The sequence below is a fragment of the Melioribacter sulfuriphilus genome (assembly GCF_051488685.1).
In the GTDB taxonomy this organism is placed as follows: Bacteria; Bacteroidota; Ignavibacteria; order Ignavibacteriales; family Melioribacteraceae; genus Melioribacter.
The window spans coordinates 154,064-180,939 of sequence record NZ_JBPSEH010000007.1; the positions used below are offsets into that span (position 1 = coordinate 154,064).

At 36.3% G+C, this 26,876-nt stretch carries 29 protein-coding genes; 13 read left to right on the forward strand and 16 right to left on the reverse strand.

Translation table 11 applies throughout. The features are described from left to right. Window positions 1–165: 165 nt before the first annotated feature. The 9 genes from hisG to ACSSV9_RS10795 all read left to right on the forward strand — a co-directional run bounded on the left by hisG (window position 166) and on the right by ACSSV9_RS10795 (window position 7,817). Window positions 166–1,035: an ATP phosphoribosyltransferase gene (gene hisG, locus ACSSV9_RS10755; RefSeq protein ID WP_437347258.1), complete on the forward strand. Its 870-nt coding sequence runs from the start codon at window positions 166–168 to the stop codon at window positions 1,033–1,035. After that, a complete protein-coding gene (gene hisD, locus ACSSV9_RS10760; protein ID WP_437347259.1) occupies window positions 1,032–2,303 on the forward strand; it encodes a histidinol dehydrogenase in 1,272 nt (423 codons plus the stop codon). Before hisG ends, hisD begins: the two co-directional genes overlap by 4 nt. Continuing rightward, a complete protein-coding gene (gene hisC, locus ACSSV9_RS10765) occupies window positions 2,300–3,349 on the forward strand; it encodes a histidinol-phosphate transaminase (RefSeq protein ID WP_437347260.1) in 1,050 nt (349 codons plus the stop codon). The genes hisD and hisC overlap by 4 nt, the downstream gene beginning before the upstream one ends. After that, window positions 3,346–4,224 (forward strand): imidazoleglycerol-phosphate dehydratase HisB, encoded by an 879-nt coding sequence (gene hisB, locus ACSSV9_RS10770; protein ID WP_437347261.1) that lies wholly within the window; start codon window positions 3,346–3,348, stop codon window positions 4,222–4,224. Before hisC ends, hisB begins: the two co-directional genes overlap by 4 nt. Then, window positions 4,221–4,808: an imidazole glycerol phosphate synthase subunit HisH gene (hisH, locus tag ACSSV9_RS10775; protein WP_437347262.1), complete on the forward strand. Its 588-nt coding sequence runs from the start codon at window positions 4,221–4,223 to the stop codon at window positions 4,806–4,808. Before hisB ends, hisH begins: the two co-directional genes overlap by 4 nt. Continuing rightward, window positions 4,802–5,542 carry a 1-(5-phosphoribosyl)-5-[(5-phosphoribosylamino)methylideneamino]imidazole-4-carboxamide isomerase gene (hisA, locus tag ACSSV9_RS10780; protein ID WP_437347263.1) on the forward strand — a complete coding sequence of 247 codons (741 nt, stop codon included), beginning with the start codon at window positions 4,802–4,804 and terminating at the stop codon, window positions 5,540–5,542. Before hisH ends, hisA begins: the two co-directional genes overlap by 7 nt. Then, window positions 5,511–6,266 (forward strand): imidazole glycerol phosphate synthase subunit HisF, encoded by a 756-nt coding sequence (gene hisF / locus ACSSV9_RS10785; protein ID WP_437347264.1) that lies wholly within the window; start codon window positions 5,511–5,513, stop codon window positions 6,264–6,266. The genes hisA and hisF overlap by 32 nt, the downstream gene beginning before the upstream one ends. Next, on the forward strand, window positions 6,263–6,871 hold the full coding sequence (gene hisIE / locus ACSSV9_RS10790) for a bifunctional phosphoribosyl-AMP cyclohydrolase/phosphoribosyl-ATP diphosphatase HisIE (RefSeq protein WP_437347265.1): 609 nt from the start codon (window positions 6,263–6,265) through the stop codon (window positions 6,869–6,871). Before hisF ends, hisIE begins: the two co-directional genes overlap by 4 nt. A gap of 85 nt (window positions 6,872–6,956) precedes the next feature. Beyond that, window positions 6,957–7,817, forward strand: coding sequence for a sulfurtransferase (locus ACSSV9_RS10795; protein WP_437347266.1), 861 nt, complete (start codon window positions 6,957–6,959; stop codon window positions 7,815–7,817). Here the strand turns inward: ACSSV9_RS10795 and trpA are convergent. The 10 genes from trpA to ACSSV9_RS10845 form a co-directional block, all read right to left on the reverse strand. After that, the gene (gene trpA, locus ACSSV9_RS10800) at window positions 7,814–8,593 is read right to left on the reverse strand and encodes a tryptophan synthase subunit alpha (RefSeq protein WP_437347267.1); all 780 of its coding nucleotides are present in this window, start codon (window positions 8,591–8,593) and stop codon (window positions 7,814–7,816) included. The two genes, ACSSV9_RS10795 and trpA, sit on opposite strands and share 4 nt — an antisense overlap. After that, window positions 8,590–9,789: a tryptophan synthase subunit beta gene (gene trpB / locus ACSSV9_RS10805; protein ID WP_437347268.1), complete on the reverse strand. Its 1,200-nt coding sequence runs from the start codon at window positions 9,787–9,789 to the stop codon at window positions 8,590–8,592. Before trpB ends, trpA begins: the two co-directional genes overlap by 4 nt. Before the next feature lie 89 nt (window positions 9,790–9,878). After that, entirely contained in the window at window positions 9,879–10,493 is a 615-nt protein-coding gene (locus ACSSV9_RS10810) for a phosphoribosylanthranilate isomerase (RefSeq protein WP_437347269.1), read from the reverse strand. Beyond that, on the reverse strand, window positions 10,483–11,286 hold the full coding sequence (gene trpC, locus ACSSV9_RS10815; protein ID WP_437347270.1) for an indole-3-glycerol phosphate synthase TrpC: 804 nt from the start codon (window positions 11,284–11,286) through the stop codon (window positions 10,483–10,485). The genes ACSSV9_RS10810 and trpC overlap by 11 nt, the downstream gene beginning before the upstream one ends. Before the next feature lie 3 nt (window positions 11,287–11,289). After that, the gene (gene trpD / locus ACSSV9_RS10820) at window positions 11,290–12,303 is read right to left on the reverse strand and encodes an anthranilate phosphoribosyltransferase (RefSeq protein WP_437347271.1); all 1,014 of its coding nucleotides are present in this window, start codon (window positions 12,301–12,303) and stop codon (window positions 11,290–11,292) included. Then, window positions 12,297–12,866, reverse strand: a complete 570-nt coding sequence (locus ACSSV9_RS10825) for an anthranilate synthase component II (RefSeq protein ID WP_437347272.1) — start codon at window positions 12,864–12,866, stop codon at window positions 12,297–12,299. The genes trpD and ACSSV9_RS10825 overlap by 7 nt, the downstream gene beginning before the upstream one ends. Continuing rightward, on the reverse strand, window positions 12,844–14,325 hold the full coding sequence (trpE, locus tag ACSSV9_RS10830; protein ID WP_437347273.1) for an anthranilate synthase component I: 1,482 nt from the start codon (window positions 14,323–14,325) through the stop codon (window positions 12,844–12,846). Before trpE ends, ACSSV9_RS10825 begins: the two co-directional genes overlap by 23 nt. Window positions 14,326–15,225: 900 nt before the next feature. Continuing rightward, complete coding sequence (locus ACSSV9_RS10835; RefSeq protein WP_437347274.1) at window positions 15,226–16,701, reverse strand: aminotransferase class V-fold PLP-dependent enzyme; 1,476 nt, start codon at window positions 16,699–16,701, stop codon at window positions 15,226–15,228. Between the two features lie 102 nt (window positions 16,702–16,803). Then, window positions 16,804–17,670, reverse strand: a complete 867-nt coding sequence (locus ACSSV9_RS10840; protein WP_437347355.1) for a sigma-70 family RNA polymerase sigma factor — start codon at window positions 17,668–17,670, stop codon at window positions 16,804–16,806. A 264-nt stretch (window positions 17,671–17,934) separates the two neighbouring features. Further along, window positions 17,935–18,522: a sigma-70 family RNA polymerase sigma factor gene (locus tag ACSSV9_RS10845; protein ID WP_437347275.1), complete on the reverse strand. Its 588-nt coding sequence runs from the start codon at window positions 18,520–18,522 to the stop codon at window positions 17,935–17,937. A gap of 143 nt (window positions 18,523–18,665) precedes the next feature. Between ACSSV9_RS10845 and ACSSV9_RS10850 the strand changes: the two genes are divergently transcribed. Next, window positions 18,666–19,265: a tetratricopeptide repeat protein gene (locus ACSSV9_RS10850; RefSeq protein WP_437347276.1), complete on the forward strand. Its 600-nt coding sequence runs from the start codon at window positions 18,666–18,668 to the stop codon at window positions 19,263–19,265. Here ACSSV9_RS10850 and ACSSV9_RS10855 read toward each other — a convergent pair. The 6 genes from ACSSV9_RS10855 to ACSSV9_RS10880 are packed head-to-tail and all read right to left on the reverse strand — an operon-like array spanning window position 19,255 to window position 23,313. Then, complete coding sequence (locus ACSSV9_RS10855; RefSeq protein ID WP_437347277.1) at window positions 19,255–20,019, reverse strand: eIF2B alpha/beta/delta subunit family protein; 765 nt, start codon at window positions 20,017–20,019, stop codon at window positions 19,255–19,257. The two genes, ACSSV9_RS10850 and ACSSV9_RS10855, sit on opposite strands and share 11 nt — an antisense overlap. A gap of 18 nt (window positions 20,020–20,037) precedes the next feature. Continuing rightward, complete coding sequence (locus ACSSV9_RS10860) at window positions 20,038–20,514, reverse strand: universal stress protein (protein ID WP_437347278.1); 477 nt, start codon at window positions 20,512–20,514, stop codon at window positions 20,038–20,040. Next, a complete protein-coding gene (locus ACSSV9_RS10865) occupies window positions 20,511–21,059 on the reverse strand; it encodes a cyclic nucleotide-binding domain-containing protein (RefSeq protein ID WP_437347279.1) in 549 nt (182 codons plus the stop codon). The genes ACSSV9_RS10860 and ACSSV9_RS10865 overlap by 4 nt, the downstream gene beginning before the upstream one ends. Before the next feature lie 8 nt (window positions 21,060–21,067). Further along, on the reverse strand, window positions 21,068–21,823 hold the full coding sequence (locus ACSSV9_RS10870) for a 1-(5-phosphoribosyl)-5-[(5-phosphoribosylamino)methylideneamino]imidazole-4-carboxamide isomerase (RefSeq protein ID WP_437347280.1): 756 nt from the start codon (window positions 21,821–21,823) through the stop codon (window positions 21,068–21,070). After that, window positions 21,816–22,967, reverse strand: coding sequence for an acyl-CoA dehydrogenase family protein (locus ACSSV9_RS10875; RefSeq protein WP_437347281.1), 1,152 nt, complete (start codon window positions 22,965–22,967; stop codon window positions 21,816–21,818). The genes ACSSV9_RS10870 and ACSSV9_RS10875 overlap by 8 nt, the downstream gene beginning before the upstream one ends. Window positions 22,968–23,025: 58 nt before the next feature. Then, on the reverse strand, window positions 23,026–23,313 hold the full coding sequence (locus tag ACSSV9_RS10880) for a hypothetical protein (RefSeq protein ID WP_437347282.1): 288 nt from the start codon (window positions 23,311–23,313) through the stop codon (window positions 23,026–23,028). 111 nt (window positions 23,314–23,424) lie between these two features. Here ACSSV9_RS10880 and ACSSV9_RS10885 point away from each other — a divergent pair, with 111 nt between their 5' ends. The 3 genes from ACSSV9_RS10885 to ACSSV9_RS10895 are packed head-to-tail and all read left to right on the forward strand — an operon-like array spanning window position 23,425 to window position 26,865. After that, entirely contained in the window at window positions 23,425–24,255 is an 831-nt protein-coding gene (locus tag ACSSV9_RS10885) for an alpha/beta hydrolase (RefSeq protein WP_437347283.1), read from the forward strand. 10 nt (window positions 24,256–24,265) lie between these two features. After that, window positions 24,266–24,820, forward strand: coding sequence for a biotin transporter BioY (locus ACSSV9_RS10890; RefSeq protein ID WP_437347284.1), 555 nt, complete (start codon window positions 24,266–24,268; stop codon window positions 24,818–24,820). A gap of 38 nt (window positions 24,821–24,858) precedes the next feature. Further along, the gene (locus ACSSV9_RS10895; RefSeq protein WP_437347285.1) at window positions 24,859–26,865 is read left to right on the forward strand and encodes a (Fe-S)-binding protein; all 2,007 of its coding nucleotides are present in this window, start codon (window positions 24,859–24,861) and stop codon (window positions 26,863–26,865) included. Window positions 26,866–26,876: the final 11 nt, after the last annotated feature.

The following is a 26,876-nucleotide window of genomic DNA, read 5'->3' on the forward strand; positions in this document are numbered from 1 at the left end:
CATTTTGTACCAAAATAAAAAAATTTATGAAAAGAAAAATTCATACCGGTAAGTGGCATCATCATTACTTTTACTACTTCAGTAGCGCCGGTATGCTATAAATAAAATACTGAAAAATTTAATTGACCCCGGCGCATGTCGGGGTTTTTTTTTATGGGAGATAAAATGGTAAACGGAAACCTTAAACTTGCATTACAAAAAAACGGCAGGCTTACGGAAAAGTCAATTAATCTCCTCAAAAGCTGTGATATCGATATTGAGGAATATTCATCCAGACTAATAATCACTGCCAGAAACTACAATCTTGATATTTTATTGTTGCGAGACGACGATATACCGGAATATGTTAAGGACGGAGTTGCTGATATTGGAATTGTAGGAGAGGATGTGCTCTATGAAAAAAAAGCTAATGTGGACGTAATCAGAAAATTGGGTTACGGTAAATGTCAGCTTTCACTGGCAATACCTGAAAATCAAACACTTGAAAAGATATCCGACCTTAACGGCAAAAGAATAGCAACTTCCTACCCCAACATTCTTAAAAGCTTTTTAACGCAAAATAATATCAATGCAACTGTAGTGGAAATAAGCGGCTCTGTAGAAATTGCACCTTCTCTTGGAGTAGCTGACTATATCTGTGATCTCGTTTCAACTGGGAATACGCTTAAGTTTAATAAACTCAAAAAGTCTATTGATATTTTTTCATCGCAGGCCGTCTTGATTGCCAATAGGTATATAGAGAAAGACGCTGAGAAAAAATCACAACTTGATAATTTGCTCGTAAGAATCGATTCTGCTCTTACCGCACGCAAATCGAAATACTTAATGATGAACGCTCCCAAAAGTTCACTTGAAAAAATTGAAGAAATTATTCCTTCACTGAAAAGCCCCACAATTTTACCATTAGCAGACCCGGAAATGGTAGCTGTCCACGCAGTGATTCCTACAAACAAATTCTGGGAAATTTACAAGGACCTTAAAGATGCTGGGGCATCAGGAATTTTATTATTACCAATAGATAATATGATAGTATGAAAATATTATATTATAACAAGCTCACAAAAGAAGAACGGGAAAAATTATTAAAGAGGTCGGCCATCAAAACGGACGATGTCTACGAATATATTTTACCCGTACTGAAAGATATCAAAAAAAATGGAATGAAAGCTGTTATCAAATACGCACGAAAGTTTGACAATATTAAAAACAAAAATTTACTGATCTCCAAAAGTGAATTGAAAAGCTCGGCCGAGTTACTCGATCGTAAGACTAAAGCTGCAATTGATACGGCAATTAAAAATATCACACGTTTCCATAAGTTACAGTACCCCACAGGTTATAAAGTCGAGACTATGCCAGGTGTCGAATGCAGCAGAACTTTCATCCCAATTGAAAAAGTTGGATTGTACATTCCGGGCGGAAGCGCCGTCTTGTTCTCGACTTTGCTGATGCTCGCAATTCCGGCTCATATTGCAGGTTGCCAAAAAATAATTGTCGCTTCTCCTGTAGGAGATAAGATAGATCCAGCTTTAGCTTATGCAGCTTACAAATTGAAAGTAGACGAGTTTTATAATGTTGGGGGTGCTCAAGCAGTAGGCATGCTGGCATTTGTCCACAAAGTTGACAAGATATTCGGGCCTGGTAATCAATTTGTAACTGCGGCTAAATCGTTGATAAGTATTGATCCCGATGGATGCGCTATCGATATGCCGGCAGGCCCAAGCGAAGTTTTGGTAATTGCAGATAAACATGCCGAAGCTTCATTTATTGCTGCCGATTTACTTTCACAGGCAGAGCACGGCGCCGATTCTCAAGTATTTTTGATTACCAATAGCGATAAACTTGCCCACGATGTTTCAAAAGAAATTAATGCCCAATTGAAAGATCTACCAAGGAATGAGATTGCACAAAGAGCGTTAAAACATTCTAAAATTATTGTCGTATCGAAAATTGAAACTGCTTTCGAAATATCAAACGATTATGCGCCGGAACATTTAATACTGAACCTGAAAAATGCAACAAAATATAAACGCCTTGTTAAAAATGCCGGCTCGGTCTTTGTCGGAGCTTTTTCTCCAGAAAGCGCCGGCGACTATGCATCAGGGACTAATCACTCGTTACCAACTTATGGATATGCAAAATCGTATAGCGGCGTCACTGTAGAATCGTTTATGAAGTCGGTTACATTTCAGAAATTATCCAGACGGGGATTGACTAATCTTGCTCCAACAATAATTACTATGGCTGAAAAAGAAAATCTTCAAGCACACGCAAATGCAATCAAAATAAGGTTGAAAAAATGAATATCGAAAAACTTGTTAGAAAAAATATTCTCAATTTAAAACCGTATACTTCTGCTCGACAATCACATATGGAAGGTGTATTACTCGATGCAAATGAAAATAGTTTTGGCAGCGTAGTAGATGAATTTAAGAGTTCTAATTTCAACCGTTATCCAGATCCATTTCAGAAAGCGTTGAGGAAAAAAACAAGTGATTACCTTGGCATTTCAGAGTCTAATCTCATCTTCGGAGTCGGGTCGGATGAAATTATCGACCTTTTAATTCGCACCTTTTGCGAACCCCGAATTGATAATGTTGTTGTCTGCGAGCCCACATACGGAATGTATAGGGTAGCTTGCGATATCAATAATGTAGATGTAATAAACGCTCCATTGAATGATAAATATGACGTCGAATATGAAACTGTTCTTTCTCACATAGATAATAATACAAAGATTCTATTCCTTTGTTCGCCTAATAATCCCACTTCGAATTTACTCGATAAAAATGTAATCAGAAAATTAATCTCAGAACTAAATCTAATTGTTGTGATTGACGAAGCTTATATAGATTTTGCAAACGATGAGGGCTTTCTAAAAGAAGCTACAACACTACCCAATTTAGTTGTTATGCGAACTTTTTCAAAAGCATGGGGCATGGCTGGACTGCGATGTGGATATTGCGTTGCCCACGAGGAAATCATAAGCTTTCTCTTTAAAGTAAAGATGCCATATAATATTAATAAATTAACCGCTATGACAGTTACAAAAGCTATTGATAATGCAGCCTTAAAAGAGCAATATGTAAAAGAGATTATGGCACAGCGTGAATTTTTATTCCATCAACTGAAAAGAAATAAAAAAGTAATTAATGTATTGCCTACCGATACCAATTTTATTTCTTTTAAAGTCGAAAATCCCCGGGAAGTATACAATTATCTCGAAAAAAACGGGGTCATCATTAGAGATAGGAGTAATCAGTATAATTTCCAGGGCTATCTAAGAGTGACTGTGGGAACTCCGAGTGAGAACGAATTATTCTTAAAAAAGCTTGATGAAATATTATGAAGAAAATTTATATCGACCCTGATTTTTTTTATATGAATACAAAAGCCTCTCAAGGACTACTCAGAGCTTTATTGCTTTTAAAGGAATATTCATATTCGATTGAAAGCGATACTGAAAAAATAAATCCACAAATACTCGACTTTCTTAACAGAAACGATCTACAAATTTTAAGGTGTAATCCAGAAGAACCGTCAATTAAAATTCTCATTAAAGGAAGGGCAACGAGGAATGTTTTTACGACGGGTAAAAATAATAAGAGCTTGTTAGAAATTGTTAATAAGATATTGAAAAAAAGTAGAAGCGCAAAAATTGAGCGTAGAACTAAAGAGACCGAGATTAAAATTGAAGTTGATATCGATGGCGAAGGAAAATCGAAGATTGAAACCGGTATTGGATTTTTTGATCATATGCTCGATCAAATAGCACGCCACTCAAACATTAATCTAAAAGTCAAGGTTAAAGGCGATCTAAATGTGGACGAGCATCATACAGTGGAAGATACAGGCATTGCATTAGGAGAAGCGATCAGGAAAGCGCTTGGCGACAAAAAGGGTATTAAACGATTTGGTTATTTTTTGCCGATGGACGACTCGATTGCTAAATGTGCCATAGACCTCAGTGGCAGAAACTATCTTAATTTCAAATGCAAATTTGAGCGTGAAAAAGTGGGGCAGTTCCCAACAGAATTGACGGAAGAATTTTTTAGAGGGATGGCACTTGGAATGATGGCAAATATTTATCTCGAAGCTAAAGGCAAAAACGATCATCACAAAATCGAATCGATGTTCAAAGCGTTTGCAAAGTCGTTAAACGAAGCCTTCAGATTGGATGAACGAGCGAAAGGTCAACTTCCATCAACTAAGGGTAAATTATGATTGCTTTGATTGATTACGGCTCAGGGAATATTCAGTCAGTTAAAAACGCCCTCGATGATCTTCAGGTCGACTATATTGTAACCAGCAGAGAGAGCGATATTTTGAAATGCGACAAAATCATATTCCCGGGTGTTGGCGAAGCATCCTTTGCGATAAGAAAATTACATCTTCTAAATCTCTTTACGATGTTAAGGATTACAAAAAAACCTCTTCTCGGCATTTGTCTTGGAATGCAATTGTTGACCGCAAAATCGAAAGAGGGAAATGTTTGTTGCCTGAGTATTATCGATACCACTACAGAGATGTTCGAGCCTTCGAAAGTTAAAGTACCGCATATGGGATGGAATAGAGTCGAAATTATTAGTAAATCTCCTCTCTTCGATGGAATAGAAAATAATTCATATTTTTATTTTGCACATTCGTTCTATGTGCCACAAAACGAAAATACAATCGCAATTTCAGAATACGGTGTAAAATTTTCTGCTGCCATTGAAAAGGATAATTTTTACGGTGTGCAATTTCATCCTGAAAAATCGGGAGAGAAAGGAATAAAAATTTTAAAAAACTTCATTGAAAAATGTTAATAATACCTGCAATCGACATACTTAACAATAAAGTTGCCAGACTAACAAAAGGCGATTTTGATAAAGCCAAATATTACGATACAACACCGCTTGCAATAGCACGTAAATACGAAGAAGCAGGATTTCAGTGGCTTCACATTGTTGACCTTGGGGCTACACTGGATAAAAAAATTAATGTATTGCCTATTATTAGAGAAATCAAAAATTACACTGGAATTAAAGTAGAATTTGGTGGAGGTATCAGAAATTTATCTCAGGTTGAAGAAGTATTTAAGGCGGGGGCAGATAGAATTGTTATCGGTTCACTTTCGATCAGAGATAAAAATACATTTGAACGTATTGTTGAGTTGTATGGAGCTGAAAAAATTGTAGTAGCACTCGATTCATACAATGAAAAAATATTTATTAAAGGGTGGACAGAAGACAGTGGGGTTTCAATTTACGAGCATATTAATTATTGTAAAGAACTCGGCATCAATATTTTTTTGTGTACGGATATAAGCAGGGATGGAACGTTGACTGGCTCCAATACTCAACTTTATCGAAAAATAATGGAATACAATTCTGATATCAAATTAATTGCATCTGGTGGTATCGGTTCGATTCACGACGTGCTTATGTTGAGTCAATTGAATGTCTATGCAGTTGTAGTTGGTAAGGCCATTTATGAAAACAAAATAAACATAAAGGATCTTGCAAAAATTGGTAGCAAAGAGAATAATACCGTGTCTTGACGTTAAAAACGGCAGGGTGGTTAAAGGCACTAACTTCGTAAACCTTAAAGATGCCGGCTCGGCTGTAGAACTTTCAGAAAGATATTACAGAGAAGGAGCGGATGAACTGGTATTTCTTGATATTACTGCCACGGAAGAAAAAAGGAAAACTTTAGTAGAATTGGTTAGAGAAGTAGCTAAGGTTTTACGTATTCCATTTACAGTTGGCGGCGGAATATCGGATTTGAACAATATAGAAGAATTGTTGAAAGCGGGTGCCGATAAAGTATCGCTAAATTCATATATAGTTCGTAAACCTGATCTTATTACAGAAGCAGCAAAACGTTTTGGGTCGCAGGCCATTGTCGCCGCTATCGACGTCAAAATTGTAAATGGCATAAAAAAAGTTTTTATTAAAGGTGGTAAAGAAGAAACTGATCTCGAAGGTTTTGAATGGTGTAAAAGAGTATGTGAATTGGGAGCTGGAGAAATTCTTCTTACTTCGATGGATCACGACGGTACTCGTAGCGGTTACGACGTTGAATTCTTGTCAAAGGTAGTTCAAAACGTTACTGTTCCCGTTATTGCGAGCGGTGGCGCTGGTAAAAAAGAACACTTTCTTGAAGCTTTCCGCCTGGCTAATGTTGATGCATGCCTCGCTGCTGGTCTTTTTCATTACGGTGAACTGTCAATTCCAGAATTAAAAAAATATTTATTGGATAATAATATTAATATAAGAATATGATCGACATCGACAATATCAATTTCGAAAAGTCAGGCGGACTCGTGCCTGCCATTGTACAGGATAAATTTACTGGACAAATTCTTATGCTCGGATTTATGAATAAAGAAGCGCTAAAAAAAACAATTGATACTGGACTGGTTACGTTCTACAGCAGAAGTAGAAAAGAATTGTGGACGAAAGGAGTAACTTCCGGTAACTACCTCAAACTCGATTCGATAGTAACCGATTGTGACAATGATACTCTTCTAATTTATGCTATTCCAGAAGGACCTACCTGTCATTTGAACAGATATTCTTGTTTCGGAATTGATAAAGATAATGTCATGTTTCTTTCCTATCTCTACAAACTTATAAATGAAAGGAAGAAAAACCTTCCGGAGAATTCATACACAACAAGATTATTCCAGAGCGGACTCGACAGAATTATTCAAAAAGTTGGTGAAGAATCGATTGAAACAGTAATTGCAGCTAAAAATAAAAACAGAAAAGAATTTATTGACGAATCTTCAGATTTGATTTATCATCTGTTAGTATTAATGGCTGAACTCGAGATAGGACTTGATGAAGTAGTGGAAAATTTAATTCAACGTCATACAAAAAAGTAACACCACAAAGCCCTATTTAAAGATTAATCCACGAATTCGATACTATAGTACAAAAAATTATTCTTGAAAGGTTGCACTTCTTAATATGGCAAATAAATACCTGATTGAAATTGAAGAACTCTACGATAAATTACATGAAGATAATCTAATCATTGTCGATACAAGGGAGCCGGAGGATTATCTTATTGACCATATTCCTGGAGCAGTTAATATCTACGATATTTTCAGTTATCTTGCTACCGAATCGAATGGTGGTTATGAACAATTGAGAAAGCATTTCGCTAATTTATTTGGGTTAGCGGGAATCGATTCTTCGAAAGAAGTGGTTGTTTATGAAGATGCTATGGATAACGGTTATGGACGTTCGTGCCGCGGCTGGTTTATTTTTAATCATATGGGACACAAAAATGTGAGAATTCTTCATGGAGGTTATCAAGCCTGGCTCGATAAAAATTTGAATGTGGAAAGACATACACCTCATCCTGAACTTCGGAAATTCGAAATTTCAGTAGACAATTCGATTATCTTGAATAAAAAGCAAATGCTCGCTGCAATTCAAAATCCAGAAATAACAATAATAGATTGCCGAGATAGAGCTGAATGGGTAGGAGTAAGCTCTTCTCCATATGGTCCCGATTTTACACCGCGCAAAGGAAGAATTCCCGGCTCTGTTTGGATCGAATGGTATAATACTATGGAGTACAAAGGATTTATTCCGTGGTTTAAGAGTCCAGAACAACTCAATGAAATGTTCAAAAAGTTTGGTCTTTCTGAGGATAAAGTATTATATCTTTACTGCTTTAAAGGAGCCCGCACATCGAATCTCTTCGTTGCATTAAAAATGGCTGGCTATGAAAAAGTATACAATTATCTGGCCTCGTGGAACGAATGGTCCCGTGATCTCACATTACCAATCGAACAAGGTTATCCTAAAAGAATGCATTAATTGCATGCATATTTAAATTGCTTCACTGTTTCCGAAATTCCCGAAGGTTCTATCCCCTCGATAATCGATTTAATTATTTTACTTCCCACAATAAAGCCATCGGAATAATTGTAAAATGTGTGAATGTCTTCAGGTCTGCCGATACCAAAGCCAATCATCATTCTATTTTTTGTTATTAACGAATATGTACGTTTTAGATTTTCTAATGTAGAGGAGTCGAAATTTTTGTCGGCTCCTGTTGTACCTGTCACACTTACGCAATAGAGAAAACCTTCACTCTTATTATCGATAGCTTTAATGCGCTCGTTCGTAGAAGTTGGGGTTGTTAGTAGAATTATTTCAAGACCATGCTTCTCAGCGGGAAAAAAGAAATCATATTCTTCAAGTGGTATATCTGGAACTATTAGACCTTCCGCACCACAATTTGCTGCATCGATTAAAAATTTCTCTTTACCGTATTTATTGATTGGGTTTGCATATCCCATTAATATAGTTGGAATATCGGAGTATTTTCTGATTTCCTCGATATAGCTAAAAATGTCTTTAATTCTGAAATTTTTTTTAAGTGCCAGAGTTGAAGATTTTTGAATGACAGGTCCATCAGCTAAAGGATCACTGAAAGGAATTCCAATCTCTAATATATCGGCTCCACCATCCAGAGTGGCTTTCGCATAATCGAGGAATTTGTTTTTGTCTGGAAAACCGGCAGTAAGAAAAATAGCCAGAGCCTTTTTTCTATTTCGAGTTATGGTATCAATTGTGTTTTTAATTTTCATAACTTATCCCTGCTGTGATTCATTAAAGTAGAAAGGTCTTTGTCGCCGCGTCCGCTCAGGTTAATAATAATAATATCGTCTTTATCTGTAGTGCCGATCATTTTTTCCAGATACGCAATTGCATGTGCGGATTCGAGTGCCGGCAATATGCCTTCCAATCTGGTTAACAGATTTGCTGCTTTGAGAGCCTCTTTATCCGTCACAGCTCTATATTGAACACGACTCATATCCTTCAAATAAGAATGTTCAGGTCCAACTCCTGGATAATCCAGTCCTGCGGAAATTGAATGGACTTCGGAAATTTGTCCTTCTTCAGATTGAATAAGATATGTGTACATTCCTTGAAAAACACCCGGTGTTCCTATGGTCAATGTGGCACAGTGTTTATTCGTATCGAGACCTTCACCCGCTGCTTCAACTCCAATTAATTTAACTGATTCTTCGTTAATAAATGGATAAAAAATACCGATGGCATTCGAACCGCCACCTACGCAAGCAATTATATAGTCAGGCAATCGATTTTCTTTACTTAAAATTTGTGCTCGAGTTTCAATGCCGATAATTGACTGAAAGTCGCGCACTATCATCGGGTAAGGATGTGGACCAACAACCGAACCGATAATGTAATGAGTATTTTTTACATTGGTAACCCAGTCGCGAATTGCTTCGTTAGTAGCATCTTTAAGTGTTTTGCTTCCAGAAGAAACTGGTCTAACTTCGGCACCGAGTAGTTTCATACGAAAGACATTTGGTTTTTGTCGTTCGATATCCTCTTCGCCCATATATACAATACATTGCATGCCGAATTTGGCACATACTGTAGCGGTCGCAACTCCGTGTTGACCTGCGCCAGTTTCTGCAATTATTCTTTCTTTGCCGAGATATTTTGCCAGTAAAATTTGTCCGAGAGCATTGTTAAGTTTATGAGCTCCTGTATGACATAAGTCCTCTCTTTTTAAATATATTTTGGCTCTGCCGTAATAGTCGGTTAATCGATTGGCAAATGTTAAAGGTGTAGGTCTGCCGTTATATTCGCTCTGGAGTTCATTTAATTTTTCTAAAAAATTTTTATCATTTTTTAATTCCAGGTATACTCTTTCGAGCGTCTCGAGTGCTCCTATTAATGTCTCAGGCACAAATTTTCCGCCGTATATTCCAAATTTACCTGTTCTATCCGGTACGTTATAGTTTTTCATTTTTAGATATCCCTGAATTATTAATAAATAAGCCGGATCTTCTATCTGTTTGGTAAACAGACTCAAAGATCCGGTCGGAGTGTATGCATCTATCTGGGGTAAATTCTATGTAATTCATCCATCAACTCTTTTAATTTAATAATGTCTTTTTTCCCTGGTTCCAATTCGATTGAAGAAGAAACGTCGATAGCGGGAGGATTAATACTTGTTCTGATTCTTAGCAAATCATCTTTTCCAATTCCCCCAGCAAGAATAATTTTCCTTTTCAAATTTTCCGGTATAATGTCCCAATTAAATTTATTTCCTGTTCCACCGTATTCATTTTCAGAGTATGCATCCAGTAAATAAAAACAATTCTTATATTCCTCCAAAATTTCAAAACGAAATTCATTAGTAACTCTAAAACTCTTAATAACAGGTCTTTTAAGAAGAGGAATTATATCCGGTCTTTCATCGCCGTGCAATTGAATTATATTGATATTACAGATATCTACAATCCCGTTTATCTCTTCTAAAGAGGAGTTTACAAAAACTCCAACAGTTGTTATAAATGGTGGTAGTTTACGAATAATATTAGAGGCAATAATTGGGTCCACGTATCTTTTGCTCTTGTTATAGAAAATAAATCCAAGAGCATCTGCTCCCGCTTCGTATGCGGCAATGGCGTCGTTATAATTCGTTATTCCGCAGATCTTAATTCTCATTGCTTATTTTTTCAAGATTATTAATAAAGTTCTTGAGTGCAATTTCTATGTCTTTAGATTTCATAAAATATTCACCTACCAAAATACCTTTTACTTTTTTGTGTAAAATAGTCTTGATATCGTCTGGGGTTGTTATACCGCTTTCGGAAATTGCAATTATTCCATCTGGTAATAAGTCAGCTATCTTCCTGGTCGTGCGAACATCAACTTCAAACGTTTCGAGGTTGCGGTTGTTGATTCCGATTAATTTAACTTTGTCAAAATCAATTTTGTCCAGTTGGTCGGCAGAGTGGATTTCGTATAATATTTCAAGATTGCATTCATGAGCAGCGGCAATTAAAGAATCGGATTGGTCAGCTGATAATGCTTCAGCAATCAACAACACAACATCTGCTCCTGCAGCCTTCGCTTCGAAGATTTGATATTCATCAATTATAAAATCTTTACGCAATAAAGGGACGGTCTTGAATCCCGCAATTTCCTTTAAATAATCTATTGAACCTTGGAAATACTTCGAATCTGTTAATATCGAAATTGCATTTACTTTATTGTTCATATATATTTTTGCGATATCAATATGATTAAAAGCTTCGCGCAATATGCCTTTTGACGGACTGGCTTTTTTGATTTCGGAAATCAGACCTATAGTTTTCGATCGAGTTAAAGAATCGATGAGACTGAGCGGAGGGGCGTGAAATAACTCTTGCTCTTCGAAATAACAAAGCGAGTATTTTTTCCGCAGATTTGTTACTTCATTTTTTTTGTTATTAATTATTTCTTTAAGGAAACTCATAGTTCAATTTCCGAAATTTCTTATGTCCTGTAACTTTTTATATGCATTGCCGGATTCGATCGATTCGATTGCAATGGATTTGGCTTCTTCAATTGACTCAGCCACACCAGCAATCAAAAGAGCCATCGCAGCATTAGCAACCACCACATTATATGCGTCGCCTTTTTGTTTTTCTTGAATAATACTTAGGATAAACTTTGCATTTTTCTCCGGAGAATCGCTTGTGATATTTTTTAGCTTTATCTTTTCGAAAGAGAAATGAGTGTTGTCAATTTTAATATCTTCAATCGGCTTGTCTTTTTTATAAAATTTTATGTTGGTCTCATCTGTCAAAGTAATTTCATCGTATTGATTTGCCGTGCATACAAAAGCTGCGGAATCCATATTTAGGTATTGAGCAGCTTCAGCCATCAAAGCAGACGTACGATTACTAAACGTGCCGATGAGTTGTTTTTTTGTACCTGCAGGATTGGTCAATGGACCGAGAATATTAAATATTGTTTTCGTGCCTAGTTCTTTACGAACGGGAGCGGCATATTTCATCGCAGGGTGGTAAATGGGAGCAAATAAGAACGCGATCCCGATTTTATCGAGGGCGCGTTTCGATTGCTCGGGCGTTAGATTGATATCAATGCCAAGAAGGGAAATAACATCCGCACTGCCACACTTACTTGATATTGATCTATTGCCGTGTTTTGCAACTTTAACTCCGGCACCTGCTACCACAAATGCAGTGGCAGTTGAAATGTTGAATGTGTTTGAATTATCTCCGCCTGTTCCGCATACGTCGATTAAATTTTCGTCTTCAATTTCGATTTTAATACTAAATTGACGCATGGCTCCGGCAAAACCCGCAACCTCTTCGGCTGTTTCGCCTTTCGTTTTTAAGGCTGTCAATAGACCTGCTATTTGCGAGTTATTACACTCGCCGCTCATGATGCGCGACATTGCAGAATAAGCTTCATTGAACGAAAGATTTTCTCGGTTACTAATCTTTTCAATGTATTCTTTTAACATGCTTCCAACCAATTTTTAATTATTAAATGACCTACTTTTGTTAAGATCGATTCTGGATGAAATTGAATGCCTTCGATAGGGAATGTTTTATGTCTAACACCCATAATAATTCCATCCGCTGTAGTTGAAGATATTTCGAGGACCTCCGGAAGAGTATTTTTATCTATAACCAGTGAGTGATATCTGCCTGCTGTAAAACCTTGCTCGATGTTAGAATAAATGGTTTTCCCGTCGTGTTGAATATGAGAAGTTTTGCCATGCATAAGAGAGGGTGCATTGATTACTTTACCTCCAAAGCAATATCCGATTGCCTGGTGGCCAAGACAAACCCCGAGAATTGGAATATCCTGTCCGAGTGTTTTGATAACTTCGATCGATATTCCGGACTCCTCCGGTTTACCAGGGCCGGGTGAGATAACTATTTTATCCGGTTGCATTCTCATGATGTCGTTAATTGATACTTTGTCGTTTCGTTCTACAATAATGTTGGACGCATAAATACCGACAAGTTGAACGAGATTATAAGTGAATGAATCGTAATTATCTATTATCAATATTTTCATCTATTACCTCGGCTAATTTTAATGCGTTCAAAAGAACCGCGGATTTATTTTTAATTTCTTTAAGTTCAAGTTCGGGGCGGCTATCAGCAACAATTCCGGCACCGGCTTGCCAGAAAACAGATCGATCATTTGCCCACAATGTTCGAATTGCAATACACATATCGAGATTACCACGAAAATCGATATATCCCACTGAACCGGCATAGAGGCCACGCTTTTGTTTCTCATATTGATTAATCAATTGAATTGCTCTTATTTTAGGCGCACCTGATACTGTTCCGGCAGGGAAGGCAGCTTTAAGAGCATCAATTGAATCGAGTTCATCTTTTAAAATTCCTTCCACCCTTGAAACAATATGCATTACGTGGGAGAATCGATTGACTTTCATATTCTCGCTAATTTTTACGGTCCCTGTTTTGCAAACTCTTCCCAGATCGTTTCGCGCAAGGTCGACTAACATTACGTGTTCGGCAATTTCTTTTGGATCGTTAATCAAATTTTCTTCGAGCCTTTTGTCTTCATCTTCGTTCTTTCCGCGACGACGTGTACCGGCTATAGGAAGAATTTCTGCTTTCCTGTCCTTTACTTTTAGTAAATCTTCCGGCGACGTTCCGACTACTTTTATTTCATTGCCGAAACTTATATAATACATGTAAGGTGAAGGATTAATCATTCTCAAAGATCTGTAAACATTAAAAAGATCACCTTTATAATTGGCTGAAAATCGATGTGATAAAACAATTTGGAAAACATCCCCATTGTAAATATTTCTTTTACTGTCTTCGACTAACCTTAAAAAATTTTCTTCTTCGTTTTGATCGATTTCCTCAGCATCAACATTGAAATCAGATTTATAGCTTAATTCTTCATTCAGTATTTTTCTTATTTTTTGAAGTTTGTTGATCGATAAGTTATATGTATTTCTCAATTTCGATTTGTCAGTGCAATCTGCGTTATCAATTAAAATTAACTGATGCTTAAAATGATCAAAAACAATCACGGTTTTAAAAAAACCAAGTATCGAGTCCGGAAAAGTTTCTCCATTATTATTTTTATATTCGATTACCTCTTCTATTAAAGAAATATTGTCGAATCCGATGTAACCGACCCAACCGCCGGTAAAATAGGGTAGTTCATCGAGGAGTGGATAATTCTGATGTGACATAAATTTTTGTAGATACTCGAATAGATTAGATTCGATTGTTTCTGTTATTTCATTAGTTTCTATCTTTATTTTTTTGTAGTGGTTAGAAATAATTATTTCAGGATCAATTCCGATAAACGAGTAACGCGCCAGCCTACCAATCCCTTCAACTGATTCTAACAGGAAGGATGAATTCGCATATTTGCGAAGTTTGAGATATGCCAATACAGGAGTTTGTAAGTCAGCAGCCAGTTTGTCGTAAACTGGAACGGTATTATATCTTTCTGCCAGCAATAAAAATTTATCGTAGTCCATAAAACCTCTTTAAAACAAAAAGCCCTTCTCAGTGATAACTAAGAAGGGCTTCTTTTGTTAATTATTTAAACTAATTTATGTTATCACTGAGATGATGGATATAAAATTGCGCCACCACCACCAGTGATTATTGTTTGTATTGTTATATGTAAAATATACTTTCATCATTTGGCAGCAAAGATAGAAAAAAATTAACTATCAAGTCAATATCCTTTGAAAAAAATATGTATAAATATTCATCATTATTTATAATTATACTCACTGCAATAGATTTTCTTAATATTGTAAAAGCTGAAAATTATTTATAATAGTGGTTAATAAGGAAATCAATCAGAGTGCAGGTAAATAAACATACCCAAAAATAATAAAGGTTAAAACCATATTATTTATTCAGATTGTGTTGCCTTAGCTAATTGAAGTGGTAATTTGATTCTTATCTTATATGAAAAATCAAAACTTAGATATATATTGCTTGGATTAAAATTGTTTGGTTGTTTCTTAAAGCCATTAAATTTTATTCTACACAAAAAAAGTTAAACCTATGCGATAAGAGCTGGTTATTAAAAATTTATTTTGGCAAAAAAATTATTCTGAAACTTAATAATATCTGGTCAATGAAATTAAATATGGAGAGCTGATAATGAATAGTCGGCTGCTTGAGAGTTTACATTTTGAATGATTATCCAGGAAGCAAGCATACAGGAAAAAATAAAGCAAATTGCCCGGCATGAAATATAACAGAATTAAATTAAGTAGTGTTTCATCAATAAAATATCATGCAAGGACTTAATTATGCAAATATGCAACGAAAATATATGACAATGTTCTCATCTTATAAAGAAATTATATATAAAAATTCCGTCTCCAAAATTCTAATCCCTAACCCCTAAACTCTAATCCCTAATCCCTAATCTCAAACCACTCCTCAATATGTTGCCAGGCGTTTTCATTATAGAAAGTATGGGTATATTCATTTGTGCGTGAGGAGTATGTGTATTCTTTTGACCACTTTTCAGCATTCTGAATTATTTCCTCAATTGCATCGAGAATAAAATCAAGTTCTTCGTCGGTCATAGTCGGGTGTAGTGAAAGTCTTACCCAACCAGGTTTTTCGGAGAGGTCGCCGTTGTTAATTTTTTCGGTAATATACTTAGACCGTGTTGGATCGACGTGAAGTAAATAATGGCCATATGTACCTGCGCAAGAACAACCGCCGCGCATTTGTATGCCGTATCTATCGTTCAGCAATTTAACCATTAAGTTATAGTGTACATTTTCTACATAAAAAGAGATTACACCGATTCTTTCTTCGTGTTCGGCTGCGAGGATATGAAGACGATTAATTTTTTTCAGACGATTGAAAGCTTTTTTCAGCAATTCGTTCTCACGTTTGCGTATTTTATCTACTCCCATTTTCTCTTTCAGTTTAATGGCAAGTGCGGATTTAATAGCCTGAAGGAAACCAGGTGTACCTCCATCTTCACGAGTCTCAATATCCTGAATATATTTATGTTCTCCCCACGGATTAGTCCAATCAACTGTTCCACCACCTGGGTGGTCGGGTATTCGTCGATTGTACAAATGAGAATCGAAAATCAGCACTCCAGATGTACCGGGACCCCCTAAAAATTTATGAGGTGAAAAAAAGATGGCATCAAGTTTTTGAGCTGGATTTTTGGGATGCATGTTTATATTTACATAAGGAGCTGCAGCTGCGAAATCGACGAAACAATATCCATCATATTCATGCATCAATTCAGCCATTTCGTAGTAAGGCGTTTCGATTCCCGTAACATTCGAAGCTGCGGTAAAAGAGCCAATTTTTAGTTTACGATGACTGTACAATTCGAGTAAATGTTTGAAATGAGATAAATCGACCAACCCTTTATCGTCAGGTTGTATCAAAACAACGTCGCAAATTGTTTCGAGCCACGATGTTTGGTTGGAGTGGTGTTCCATGTGTGTAAGAAAAACTACGGGCTTTTCGTCCTTCGGAATATTTATATGTCTTTGTAACTGTTCAGGTACTCTAAGTCCAAGCAAACGCTGAAATTTATTTACTGCCGCCGTCATACCGTAACCAGCGAAGAGCAAAACATCATTGTTCGATGCATTCACGTGTCTTTTTATGATATTCCTAGCTTCTCGATAGGCTTTTGTCATCGAAGTACCAGTGACCGATGACTCAGAGTGGGTATTTCCTACAAATGGCCCAAAACGTTCAATCATTATTTTTTCGATAGGATTATACAATCTGCCACTAGCAATCCAGTCAGCATAGATAATTTTTTTTTTGCCATAAGGACTATCGAATGTCTGGTCGATGCCCGTAATATTCAGTCTAAATTTTTCAAAATATTTTTCAAGTGAATTCATATAGCTTTTTTTTCTACAAATATAAGAAGATTTTTACGGAGGATAAAAAAAGCCTCTCATACTAATAATGAGAGGCTCTCAAAAAGGGGGTAGAAATGAAGATTATCCTAAGTAAGCTTTAAGATTTTTACTTCTGGAAGAATGACGTAGTCTGATAAGAGCTTTTTCTTTTATCTGCCGTACGCGTTCACGCGTCAGATTGAGTTTTTCGCCGATCTCTTCAAGAGTAAGAGAATGTTCCTTGCCCAATCCAAAATAAAGTCTGATTACTTCAGCTTCTCTTTCGGTAAGTGTTGAAAGAGAGCGTTCAATTTCGGTTTTGAGAGATTCTTTCAACAAAGAATGGTCGGGTGATGGTTGATCTTCATTGGGCATAACGTCGAGTAGACTGTTATTACTATCATCGCTATGAGCGAAGGGAGCATCCATTGAAATATGTCTACCGGCAATTTGCATTGCATAATTGACGTCCTGAACGTCCATGTCGAGCTGTTCTGCTATTTCTTCGGCGCTTGGTTTCCTTTCGTATTCCTGCTCGAGCTGGCTTAGAGCTTTGCCCATTTTATTTAATGCGCCTACTCGATTTAAGGGCAGTCGAACCATTCTGGATTGTTCGGCTATAGCTTGCATAATCGACTGCCGAATCCACCAGACAGCATAAGAAATGAATTTAAAACCGCGGGTCTCATCAAAACGAAGCCCAGCTTTAATTAAACCTAAATTTCCTTCGTTAATCAGGTCGCCCAATGGAAGTCCCTGATTCTGATATTGTTTTGCTACACTGACAACGAATCTCAAATTAGCCTTCGTAAGTTTATCGAGGGCTTGCTTATCGCCCTTTTTTATTCGTTTGGCTAATTCAATTTCTTCTTCCGGGGTAAGGAGGTCAACTTTTCCGATTTCTTGAAGATATTGGTCTAAAGATTTGCTTTCCCGGTTCGTGAATTGCTTGGTTATCTTCAATTCTATATATCTCCTTATATTATTAAATTACACTGTTTTTTGACTTCAATAAATACACACTAGTTCCCCACGGCATTAAATTTTGCCTGCTTATATGGGTGATTTATTTTATATTTGCTATTTAATATCTCCTCTTAAAGAGAAGCATTTAGTGATAGTAAAATACAGGTTATCGATAGTAGCTCTTAGATATGTTGCTCGATTTTTCATCTCACAAAATTACATAAAATTTTTCTAATAGTCCAACAAAAAAATAATAAAATATTAATATTAATTTAAAATTAATTTATTTTCTTCTTTTATGAGCGATTTATCCCTAGCATATGAATAGAGAAGATAATAAAGCATTTTACGTGCTCTGTGAAGACGAGAACGAACTGTGCCAACCGGGCAATCGATAAAATCAGCTATTTCTTCGTATGTGTATCCTTCAATATCACTCAAGAAAATTATTGTTCTAAATTCATCGGGAAGTTTTGCCAGTGCATTGGCGATTTCATCGTTCATAATGTCGTTAAAAGCATCATTTTGAACATGAGATGAAGTAATTTCTTCGGAACGTATATTTTCGTAAAAGTTTTCAATATCGTCATAATTTACTTTCCCTGGTTGCCGCTTTATCCTTCGGTAGGTATTGATAAAGGAATTTTTCATTATCTGGAATAACCAAGCTTTTATGTTAGTTCCTTTTTCATATTGGTCAAAAAAGCGGAATGCTTTCAATAATGTGTCTTGTAATAGGTCTTCAGCATCGTCTGGATCTCTTGATAATTTTAAAGCATATGACTTAAGTGCTGAAATATGCGGGGCAATTTCATTATCAAATTCTTTTCTTCTGTTTTTACCTGTGTCAGCCATTTTTCTTCCTCAAATTATGACATTATATCTCGTTAACAGAAGCGAATAAGTTTTAGTTCATTTATTCTCATGTCTATAAAAAAAGAATTAATTATTATAGAATTTACTATGTTTGAGAAGTCATAATTATGGAGCAGAAAAAAATGAAATTCAAATCTATTTATATATATTTATTGGTCTTTATAGCATTTATAGTTACGGTTGTATTTCTTTCCCAAAATAACGAACCCAAGAATTTACATCCTAATATGCCAGATGACGAAATACATAAAGGATTAAAAGGACAAGAAGGGGAAATGCCTTCAGATTCAAATGTGATGGAGGAGGTTATTCAAAAACTTAGTGAGCTTAAGAGAGCATATGAAGAAAATCCGAATGATACACTCCGAATCAGAGAATACGCTGATATGCTAACCATGTCCCATAAACCAGAAGAGGCGCTAAAATTATATCAAAAACTCCATACCCTCGATCCCAAAAGATTCGATGCAATGTTGCAGTTGACATTTATTTATTTTAACATGGGCGAATTAGAAAGGGCAGAAGAGTATACAAGAAAGATTTTAAAATTGGATGATGATTACCCGCTTGCACTTTATAATATGGGTGTAATACAACAGGTGAAAGGAAACGAAAAAGAGGCCAAGAAATACTGGAAACTATTGATTGAAAAACATCCCGATAGTCGCGCTGCGAATAATGCAAAAGAGATTCTCGAAAGCCTATCAGCCACTAATCAGTAAAAATATGTGTGATTAATTTTTTGTCGATTTCTTCGAAATAGTAATTTTCGATCTTAATTCTGGAACGTGTTTTCCAGATTTCGTTGGAAGGCATTAGTTTGTTGGTGAATTTGTTTTTGTTAGAAAACTTTTGTCTATCGCATACAACATATAGTGGAATATTGCGATATTTGCATGCCAATGCAAGAAGACCACTACCCGTTTTATTTACGACATTCCCATTTTTTAATACAGTGTCTGCACCAATTATTCCTGCTTCGCATGTTAAAGATTCATTATAAATCATTGCCTCTGTAATTAACTTAACTTCAATTCCTTCTTTTGATAACCTTCGAGCCAATATCCGTCCCTCATATTGTGGTCTTGATTCTGTAACAACTACACTCAGTTCTTTATTTTCCTTTGATAATCGTTTTAATATTTCGAAAACAGTTTTACTGTTCGATATTGTTATAAAGGAAGAGTGTTTAATGAGTATGGTGCGGCAATTGTTATAGATGTTATCGTATATGTTTAATATCAAGTTATCGTATTTTTTAAAAAATTCGTCTATGCTCTTTTTTGTTTTGATTACTCTTCTTAATTCATTCAAATAATTTTGGATGTTTTCGAAAGCGGCAAATTTTTTGCCAAAACTGTCGAGTAAATCAGGGAAAAGCGAGAGAATATTTTTCTGAGTTTTTAAATGTTCATGCAATTCCTGGAGCAATTCGCTGCTGCCTGAAATATTGTCTTCCGTAAAATCCTGTTTCATAAAAAAGTAAATTTAATCTTAACTGTTTTGCTTGTTATACTGGAATCCTTTAATTGGCTTACGCATGGTCAAAACAGGGCAGGGTGCTTTGCGAACAACTTTTTCGGCGGTGCTTCCAAATAGAAGATGTTCCACTCCTGTGTGTCCGTGTGTTGCCATAATAATTAGGTCGGTGTCTGTCTCACGAGCTGTTTCAATAATCTCAACAAACGGTTTGCCAGTTTTAATTATTATGTCTGTTTCAAGAGATGGATCTACAAAGGATTTAATTAGAGAGTCCATTTCTTCTTCGGCTCTTTTCTTAATATCATTTTCAAGAGAAGGTATTGCAACCTGTCCCATACTAAAATCAGCGGGATAAATAACTGGTTCGATTACGTAGATTATATAAAGTTTTGCATTGAATTGTTTGGCAAACTGGACTGCATATTTCAAAGCTTCTTTAGAGTATTCTGAAAAATCTACCGGAACCAAAATTTTTTTTATCAGACTCATAGCTGCTTCTCCTTTGTTCTAATTTGATTATAAAGTTCCAGATATTCTTTATTAACATTACGCAAACGTGTTGCAATTATATGAATAAGACCTTTTAGAATTTTAATTCCTTCCAGTGGATGAACTTCTATAAATTCGTCAAGATCGGGTTTGAAAATTGCAGCTATAAAAGAATCTTTAAGTGCTATAGCGCTTGCTGCACGACGTTCTTCGTCAATTAGAGCCAGCTCGCCAAAGAAATCGCCTCTAGTTAGATGAGCCAGGTCAAATTGTTCCCCCTCTTCATCTTCCTGTGTAATCAATACTTCGCCGCTGACAATTATATAAAGAGCAATTCCGGGGTCATTCTGGTAAAAGATATATTCGTTGGCTTTGTAAAAACGATTGTGTATGAGTTTCATCAGTAATTTCAGGTATTTCGGTGACAACTTTTTAAAAGGTGGTATTGAAGCCAGTACTTCTTCGAGTTCGTTTTTGTCTGTTGGACTTTTGAACAAATTTGTCCAGAAACTGCTTTTTTGAGGTATTCTGATATTAGATTCCATCTTTCGACTCAATTAAATAATCCAGCTTCTGCCACACGCCATATTTTTTGACAGGAGAAACGATTTTCGTACAAAGCTCTTCCAATTATGACAGAATCAATATGGTTGCCACCTTCTTTTTGTAATTGTATCAGATCCTGATAACCAGATATCCCTCCCGAATGTGTGACTTTCTTTTCTGTAATTTCGGCAATTTTTTTGGATAATTCAATGTTCGGACCCAATAACATGCCGTTTCTTCTTACATCAGTTACAATATAACGTTCTGTGCCGAGTTCTTTCAGTTTTTTTGCATATTCAAGTGCATCAATGCCTGTAAAAACTCTTCTGCCTCGAGTTACCACCTGACCTTCGATTACGTCAATAGCTGCAACAACTTTACTGGGCGAAAATTTTTCAAGGATTTTTACGTATTCTTTTTGATTCTCGTGGGCAAGTGTACCGATTACAATTCGAGCAGCGCCTAAATCGAAAGCCCTTTCAGCATCTTCAAGGTTGCTAATTCCTCCTCCGAGTTCTACCGGAATAATTACACTTTCGCATATTCGTCTGATTACATCATGGTTTACATGTGAATGATACCATGCTGAATTGAAGTCGACAACGTGAAGGCACTTTGCGTTTTCAGCGCGCCAGATAAGTGCCATTTCAACTGGGTCATTTCCATAAGATGGACAATTTAATTCTGGTATGCCTTGAACGACTCTTACAGTTTTACCGTCTTGAATATCGATTGAAGGGATAATTAATATTTTTTTAACCATCGATAAGCCATTTGCCGTTATTTTTTATAGTCTTTCTGCTGATAATCAACTTTTGAATTTCGCTTGTGCCTTCGAAAATTTTCAGTATTCGGACGTCTCTGTAAAAACGTTCAATCGGTAACTCCCGGGAATACCCCATACCACCGTGGATCTGGAGTGCCATGTCTGCTATTTTTTGAACGGCTTCAGAAGAATATAACTTTACTATTGCTGCATCCTGACTTACATCGAGGCCTTCGTCGTACTTTTGTGCAGCGCGGTATAAAATGCTTTCCATAAGATATATTTTTGAAGTCATATCTGCAATCATAAATTGAATTGCTTCAAAACGTGATATCGGCTGGTCGAATTGTACTCTTTGATTTGCATATTGAACTGAAAGTTCGAGCATCTCTTTTGCCGCGCCAAGCGAGCAGGCTCCAATGGTTAGTCTGCCGGCGTCTAAAGTTTTCATCGCAATTGGAAAGCCACGACCTTCTTTCCCTATAATATTTTCTGCCGGCACTTCTACATTGTTAAAACGGACAGCGTTGGTTACACTACCGCGTATACCCAATTTTTTTTCATTTGGACCAATTTCAACGTCCCCAAAATCTTTTTCAACGACGAAACCGGTAATTCCTTTTTCTGTCCTGGCAAATACGCTGAATATATCCGCAATTGCGCCGTTGGTTATCCACAATTTTTCTCCGTTAAGAATCCACTTATTTCCTTTTTTAATTGCGGATGTTTTTATATTGAAAGAATCTGAACCGGCTTGAGCTTCAGTAAGACAGAATGCGGCAATTTTACTACCGGATGTTAAAGAAGGGAGGTATTTAACTTTTAATTCTTCAGAACCACCTATAAAAATAGCATTGGCTCCTATTGATTGGTGAGCGCCGATAAAAGTGGCAGTCGAACCGCACGCTCTGGCAATTTCTTCTTGAGCAATACAATATCCGACTTCTCCGAAACCGCCTCCGCCATATTTTTCTGGAAAAGCTGTTCCAAGTAGTCCTACTTCTGCAATTTTTTCGATTAATTTGCGAGGAATTGATTCTTCTTCATCAATTTGCCGGGCAAGCGGTTTAATCTCAGATAATGCAAATTCCCTGACGGTTTGACGGAGCATTTGGAGTTCATCGGTAAATTTTAGATACATAATTGATTTCTGACCTTTTTTGAAGGTCAAAAATACGCAAATGAATACTAAAAGAAAATTAAACCGCTTCGGAAGCTTCGACGGCAAACATTTTGTATTGTTTATAAAGAGCAACTGCGCTTTCGAAATCGAAACGCGTACGTATTAAAAAACTTTCATCCCTTTTTTTAGCCGGCGGTTCAGGCTCCCATTCCAGATTTGAATTGAGTACCTTATTACTGGCTGTATCGACTATAGCCCATTTTGCAACCCCATCCTTATATGATTTCATAACCAGATGTATCTTACCCTCCAATCCAAATCTCATTGCTACGTCAAACCATTTTGCTTTTTCTTCAATAGTCATGGCACTAGTCTTTATTTATTCTACTTTAATAATCGGATAAAAGTAAAAAGACTTTAGCTTTAAAGAAATTTACTTGACTTTAGACCAACGAATCTTGATATTTCGTGCAATATGATAAGAAATTTCAATTTTACGACTTCCGACAAAGAACAGATTAATGCTACTGCATACCTGAATGAAACTCGATTTTCTGGTAATGCACTCGTTCTTGTTCATGGATTCAAAGGTTTTAAGGATTGGGGGTTTGGACCATATGCTTCAGAATTTTTTGCAAATAATGGCTATCTAACCATTGCCTTTAACTTTTCACACAACGGCATCGATGAAAATAATGATTTTACACAACTCGACAAATTCGCTGCAAATACTTTTTCACGCGAGATACGAGAACTAAATGAAATTACCGATGCACTCTATAACGATTATCTGAATTTGAATTTCAAAGGTAAAATTGGTTATATCGGACATAGCAGGGGAGGTGCAATCTCAATTTTAAATGCAGCTCGCAGAGTTGATATTCCAGCAGTTGCACTCTGGGCATCGATATCGAGATTAGATCGCTATTCAGAAAGACAAAAAAAAGAGTGGCGCAGCAAAGGTTATTTAGAGGTTTTGAATATGCGCACAAAACAAAAACTTAAATTAAACCTTTCCCTTCTGGAAGATATCGAAAAAAACAGAGAAGGTTTGCTCAATATTCAAAAAGCAATTGCCAATTTTAATCGTCCTGTGTTAATTGCCCATGGCGACCAGGACGTGGCTGTTCAATTGGAGGAAGCAGTGGAGCTTTACAATTGGGCAAATAAAGAAAAAACAGAACTCTATATTATTAACAATACCGGCCATACATTTGGAATTGTTCATCCTTTTGAGCAATCAAACGAAAAATTTGATAAATTACTCGATAAAACTTTGACGTTTTTTAATAATAATCTCAAATAAAGAGGATACTATGATTACCAAAGAAAATGTAAAACGTTTTATTTCACCGATTTCCTTGACGAAATCAAAAGAAGCAACTCTTATTCTTCTTTTTTCAGTCTTAACGTTTTTAAGTGCTCAGATTATAATCCCAACTCAACCCGTCCCATTTACTTTGCAGACGATGATAGTATTGCTTTCGGGAGCTTTTCTTGGTGCACGCAATGGCGCATACAGCCAGATTTTATACATAATTTCAGGTGCAATTGGTATTCCTGTATTTGCGGGTTTCAGTTTTGGCTTCATGAAATTATTTGGTCCTACAGGTGGTTATTTGCTCGCATTCCCATTTGCAGCATTTTTGGCGGGTTATCTGCTTGAAAGAAATAGTGGTTTATTAAAAGTATTTATTACATTTCTTCTGGCTGATGCAATGATTATTTTATCCGGTGCACTTTATCTTTCCATTTTCTTCGGAGGTAACCTAAGGACAGCTTTATTTAGCGGTGCGATCTTATTTACCCTTTGGGATATCTTGAAAGTAGTTGGCGCCACTCTTTTATTCTTTACTCTGAAAAAGAAATAAATTCAGGTTGTCATTCTCAAATTAAACAGAAGTGATTGATGGGAATTAAAAGCGTAATTTTTTCTTTCTTATTTTTATTTGCGATAGGATTCTTCTTCTACAATTTAAGGAGAATCCTTTCTTACCTGCGCATAGGGCAATCAGAAAACCGATTTGATAATATTTCCGAAAGAATAAAAAATGTACTGAAAATTGCATTCGGGCAATCAAAGCTATTACGTGAACCTGCAGCTGGTATCATTCACTTTTTAATATTCTGGGGATTTATGCTTTTTTTGCTGGTTGTAGTCGAGTCGATCATTCAGGGATTTTATTATGATTTTAATTTCAGTTTCCTCGGAAGGATTTATCTTTTAATTACGTTTGTACAGGATACCTTTGGCTTCTTTGTGATGATTGCCGTATTAGCAGCGCTTTACAGGAGATTTATAATCAAAGTTCCCCGTTTAAATGTGGGTAAAAAAGGAAATCTCGATGCAGCTGTTATTCTTCTAATGATATTTGGTATTGTATTTTCGATGTTCGGTCAGAATGTAATTAATATTATAAACAATGATTTTCGTTATGGATTATTCGAGTTTAAGCCTGTATCGATGTTTATCAGCAAATTGTTTTTTAGTGATTCTAATTATGTCCATGTAGCTTATTACGAATTTTTCTGGTGGATGCACATCGGCTTAATTTTGTTATTTCTAAACTTTTTGCCTTATTCAAAGCATTTTCACGTTGTTACTTCGATTCCGAATGTATTTTTTTCGAAACTGGGTAACGAAAAGTTTATTGCAAAAGCAATCGACCTTGAAGATGAAAATAGAGAGCAATTTGGTGCAGCTGATATTGAACATTTAACCTGGAAACAGCTGCTCGATGGTTTCTCGTGTACAGAATGCGGAAGATGCACAGCGGCTTGCCCTGCTGCAAACACAGGGAAAAAATTATCCCCAAGAGAAATTATCATCAATATTCGTCATCGCACAGAAGAGAAAGCGCCATTGATCTTAAAAGGCGATGATGAGAATCAGTTATTAGAAAAAACTTTGGTGCATAATTACATTACCGACGAGGAATTATGGGCATGCACTACATGTGGTGCATGCGTTTACGAATGTCCCGTCTCGATTGAGCACCTCGATGCAATTATTGATATGCGCAGGAATCTTGTATTGATGGAATCAAATTTCCCTCCGGAACTCAATACGGTTTTCAAAAATATTGAAACGAATTTCACACCCTGGGCTTTTAATTGGCAGGATAGAGCCAATTGGGCAGAAGGGATGGATATTAAAACTATGGCAGAAGACCCTGAATGTGAATATCTCTTCTGGGTAGGATGCGCGGGTTCTTTCGACGCCCGATATCAAAAAGTGACAAAAGCAATTGCAAAATTGCTGCAAATTGCAAATATTAACTTCAGAATTCTAGGTATTGAGGAAAAATGTAACGGTGATACGGCAAGAAGGCTCGGTAACGAATATCTGGCTCAAATGCTAATTCAAGAAAATGTAGAAACACTAAATAATTATGGCGTAAAGAAGATTGTGACTGCGTGTCCACATTGTTTCAACACGATAAAAAACGAATACCCCAAATTTGGTGGTAAGTACGAAGTAGAGCATCATTCGGAATTACTTATAAAACTAATCGCAGAAGGGAAGATTAAAATAAATAATGAAAGCAGGGAAAAGATTAAAGTGACGTATCACGATTCGTGTTATCTGGGAAGATATAATAATATTTATAATCCACCGCGTGAAATTTTGAATAAATTTGGGAGTCTTGAATTAATTGAAATGGAACGTTCAAAAGACAAAGGTTTTTGTTGCGGAGCCGGAGGCGGCAGAATGTTTTTGGAGGAAAACGAAGGAGAAAGAATTAATATCAATCGCTCCCGAGAAGCTGTTGAAACGGGAGCTCAAAAAGTCGTTTCAGCATGTCCTTTCTGCATGACGATGTTAAACGACGGTATGAAAAGTCTCGATAAATCTAACGAAATAGAAGTTAAAGATATTGCTGAAATAATACTCGAAAATGTAATCATTAACTAAAAAAAGGAGGA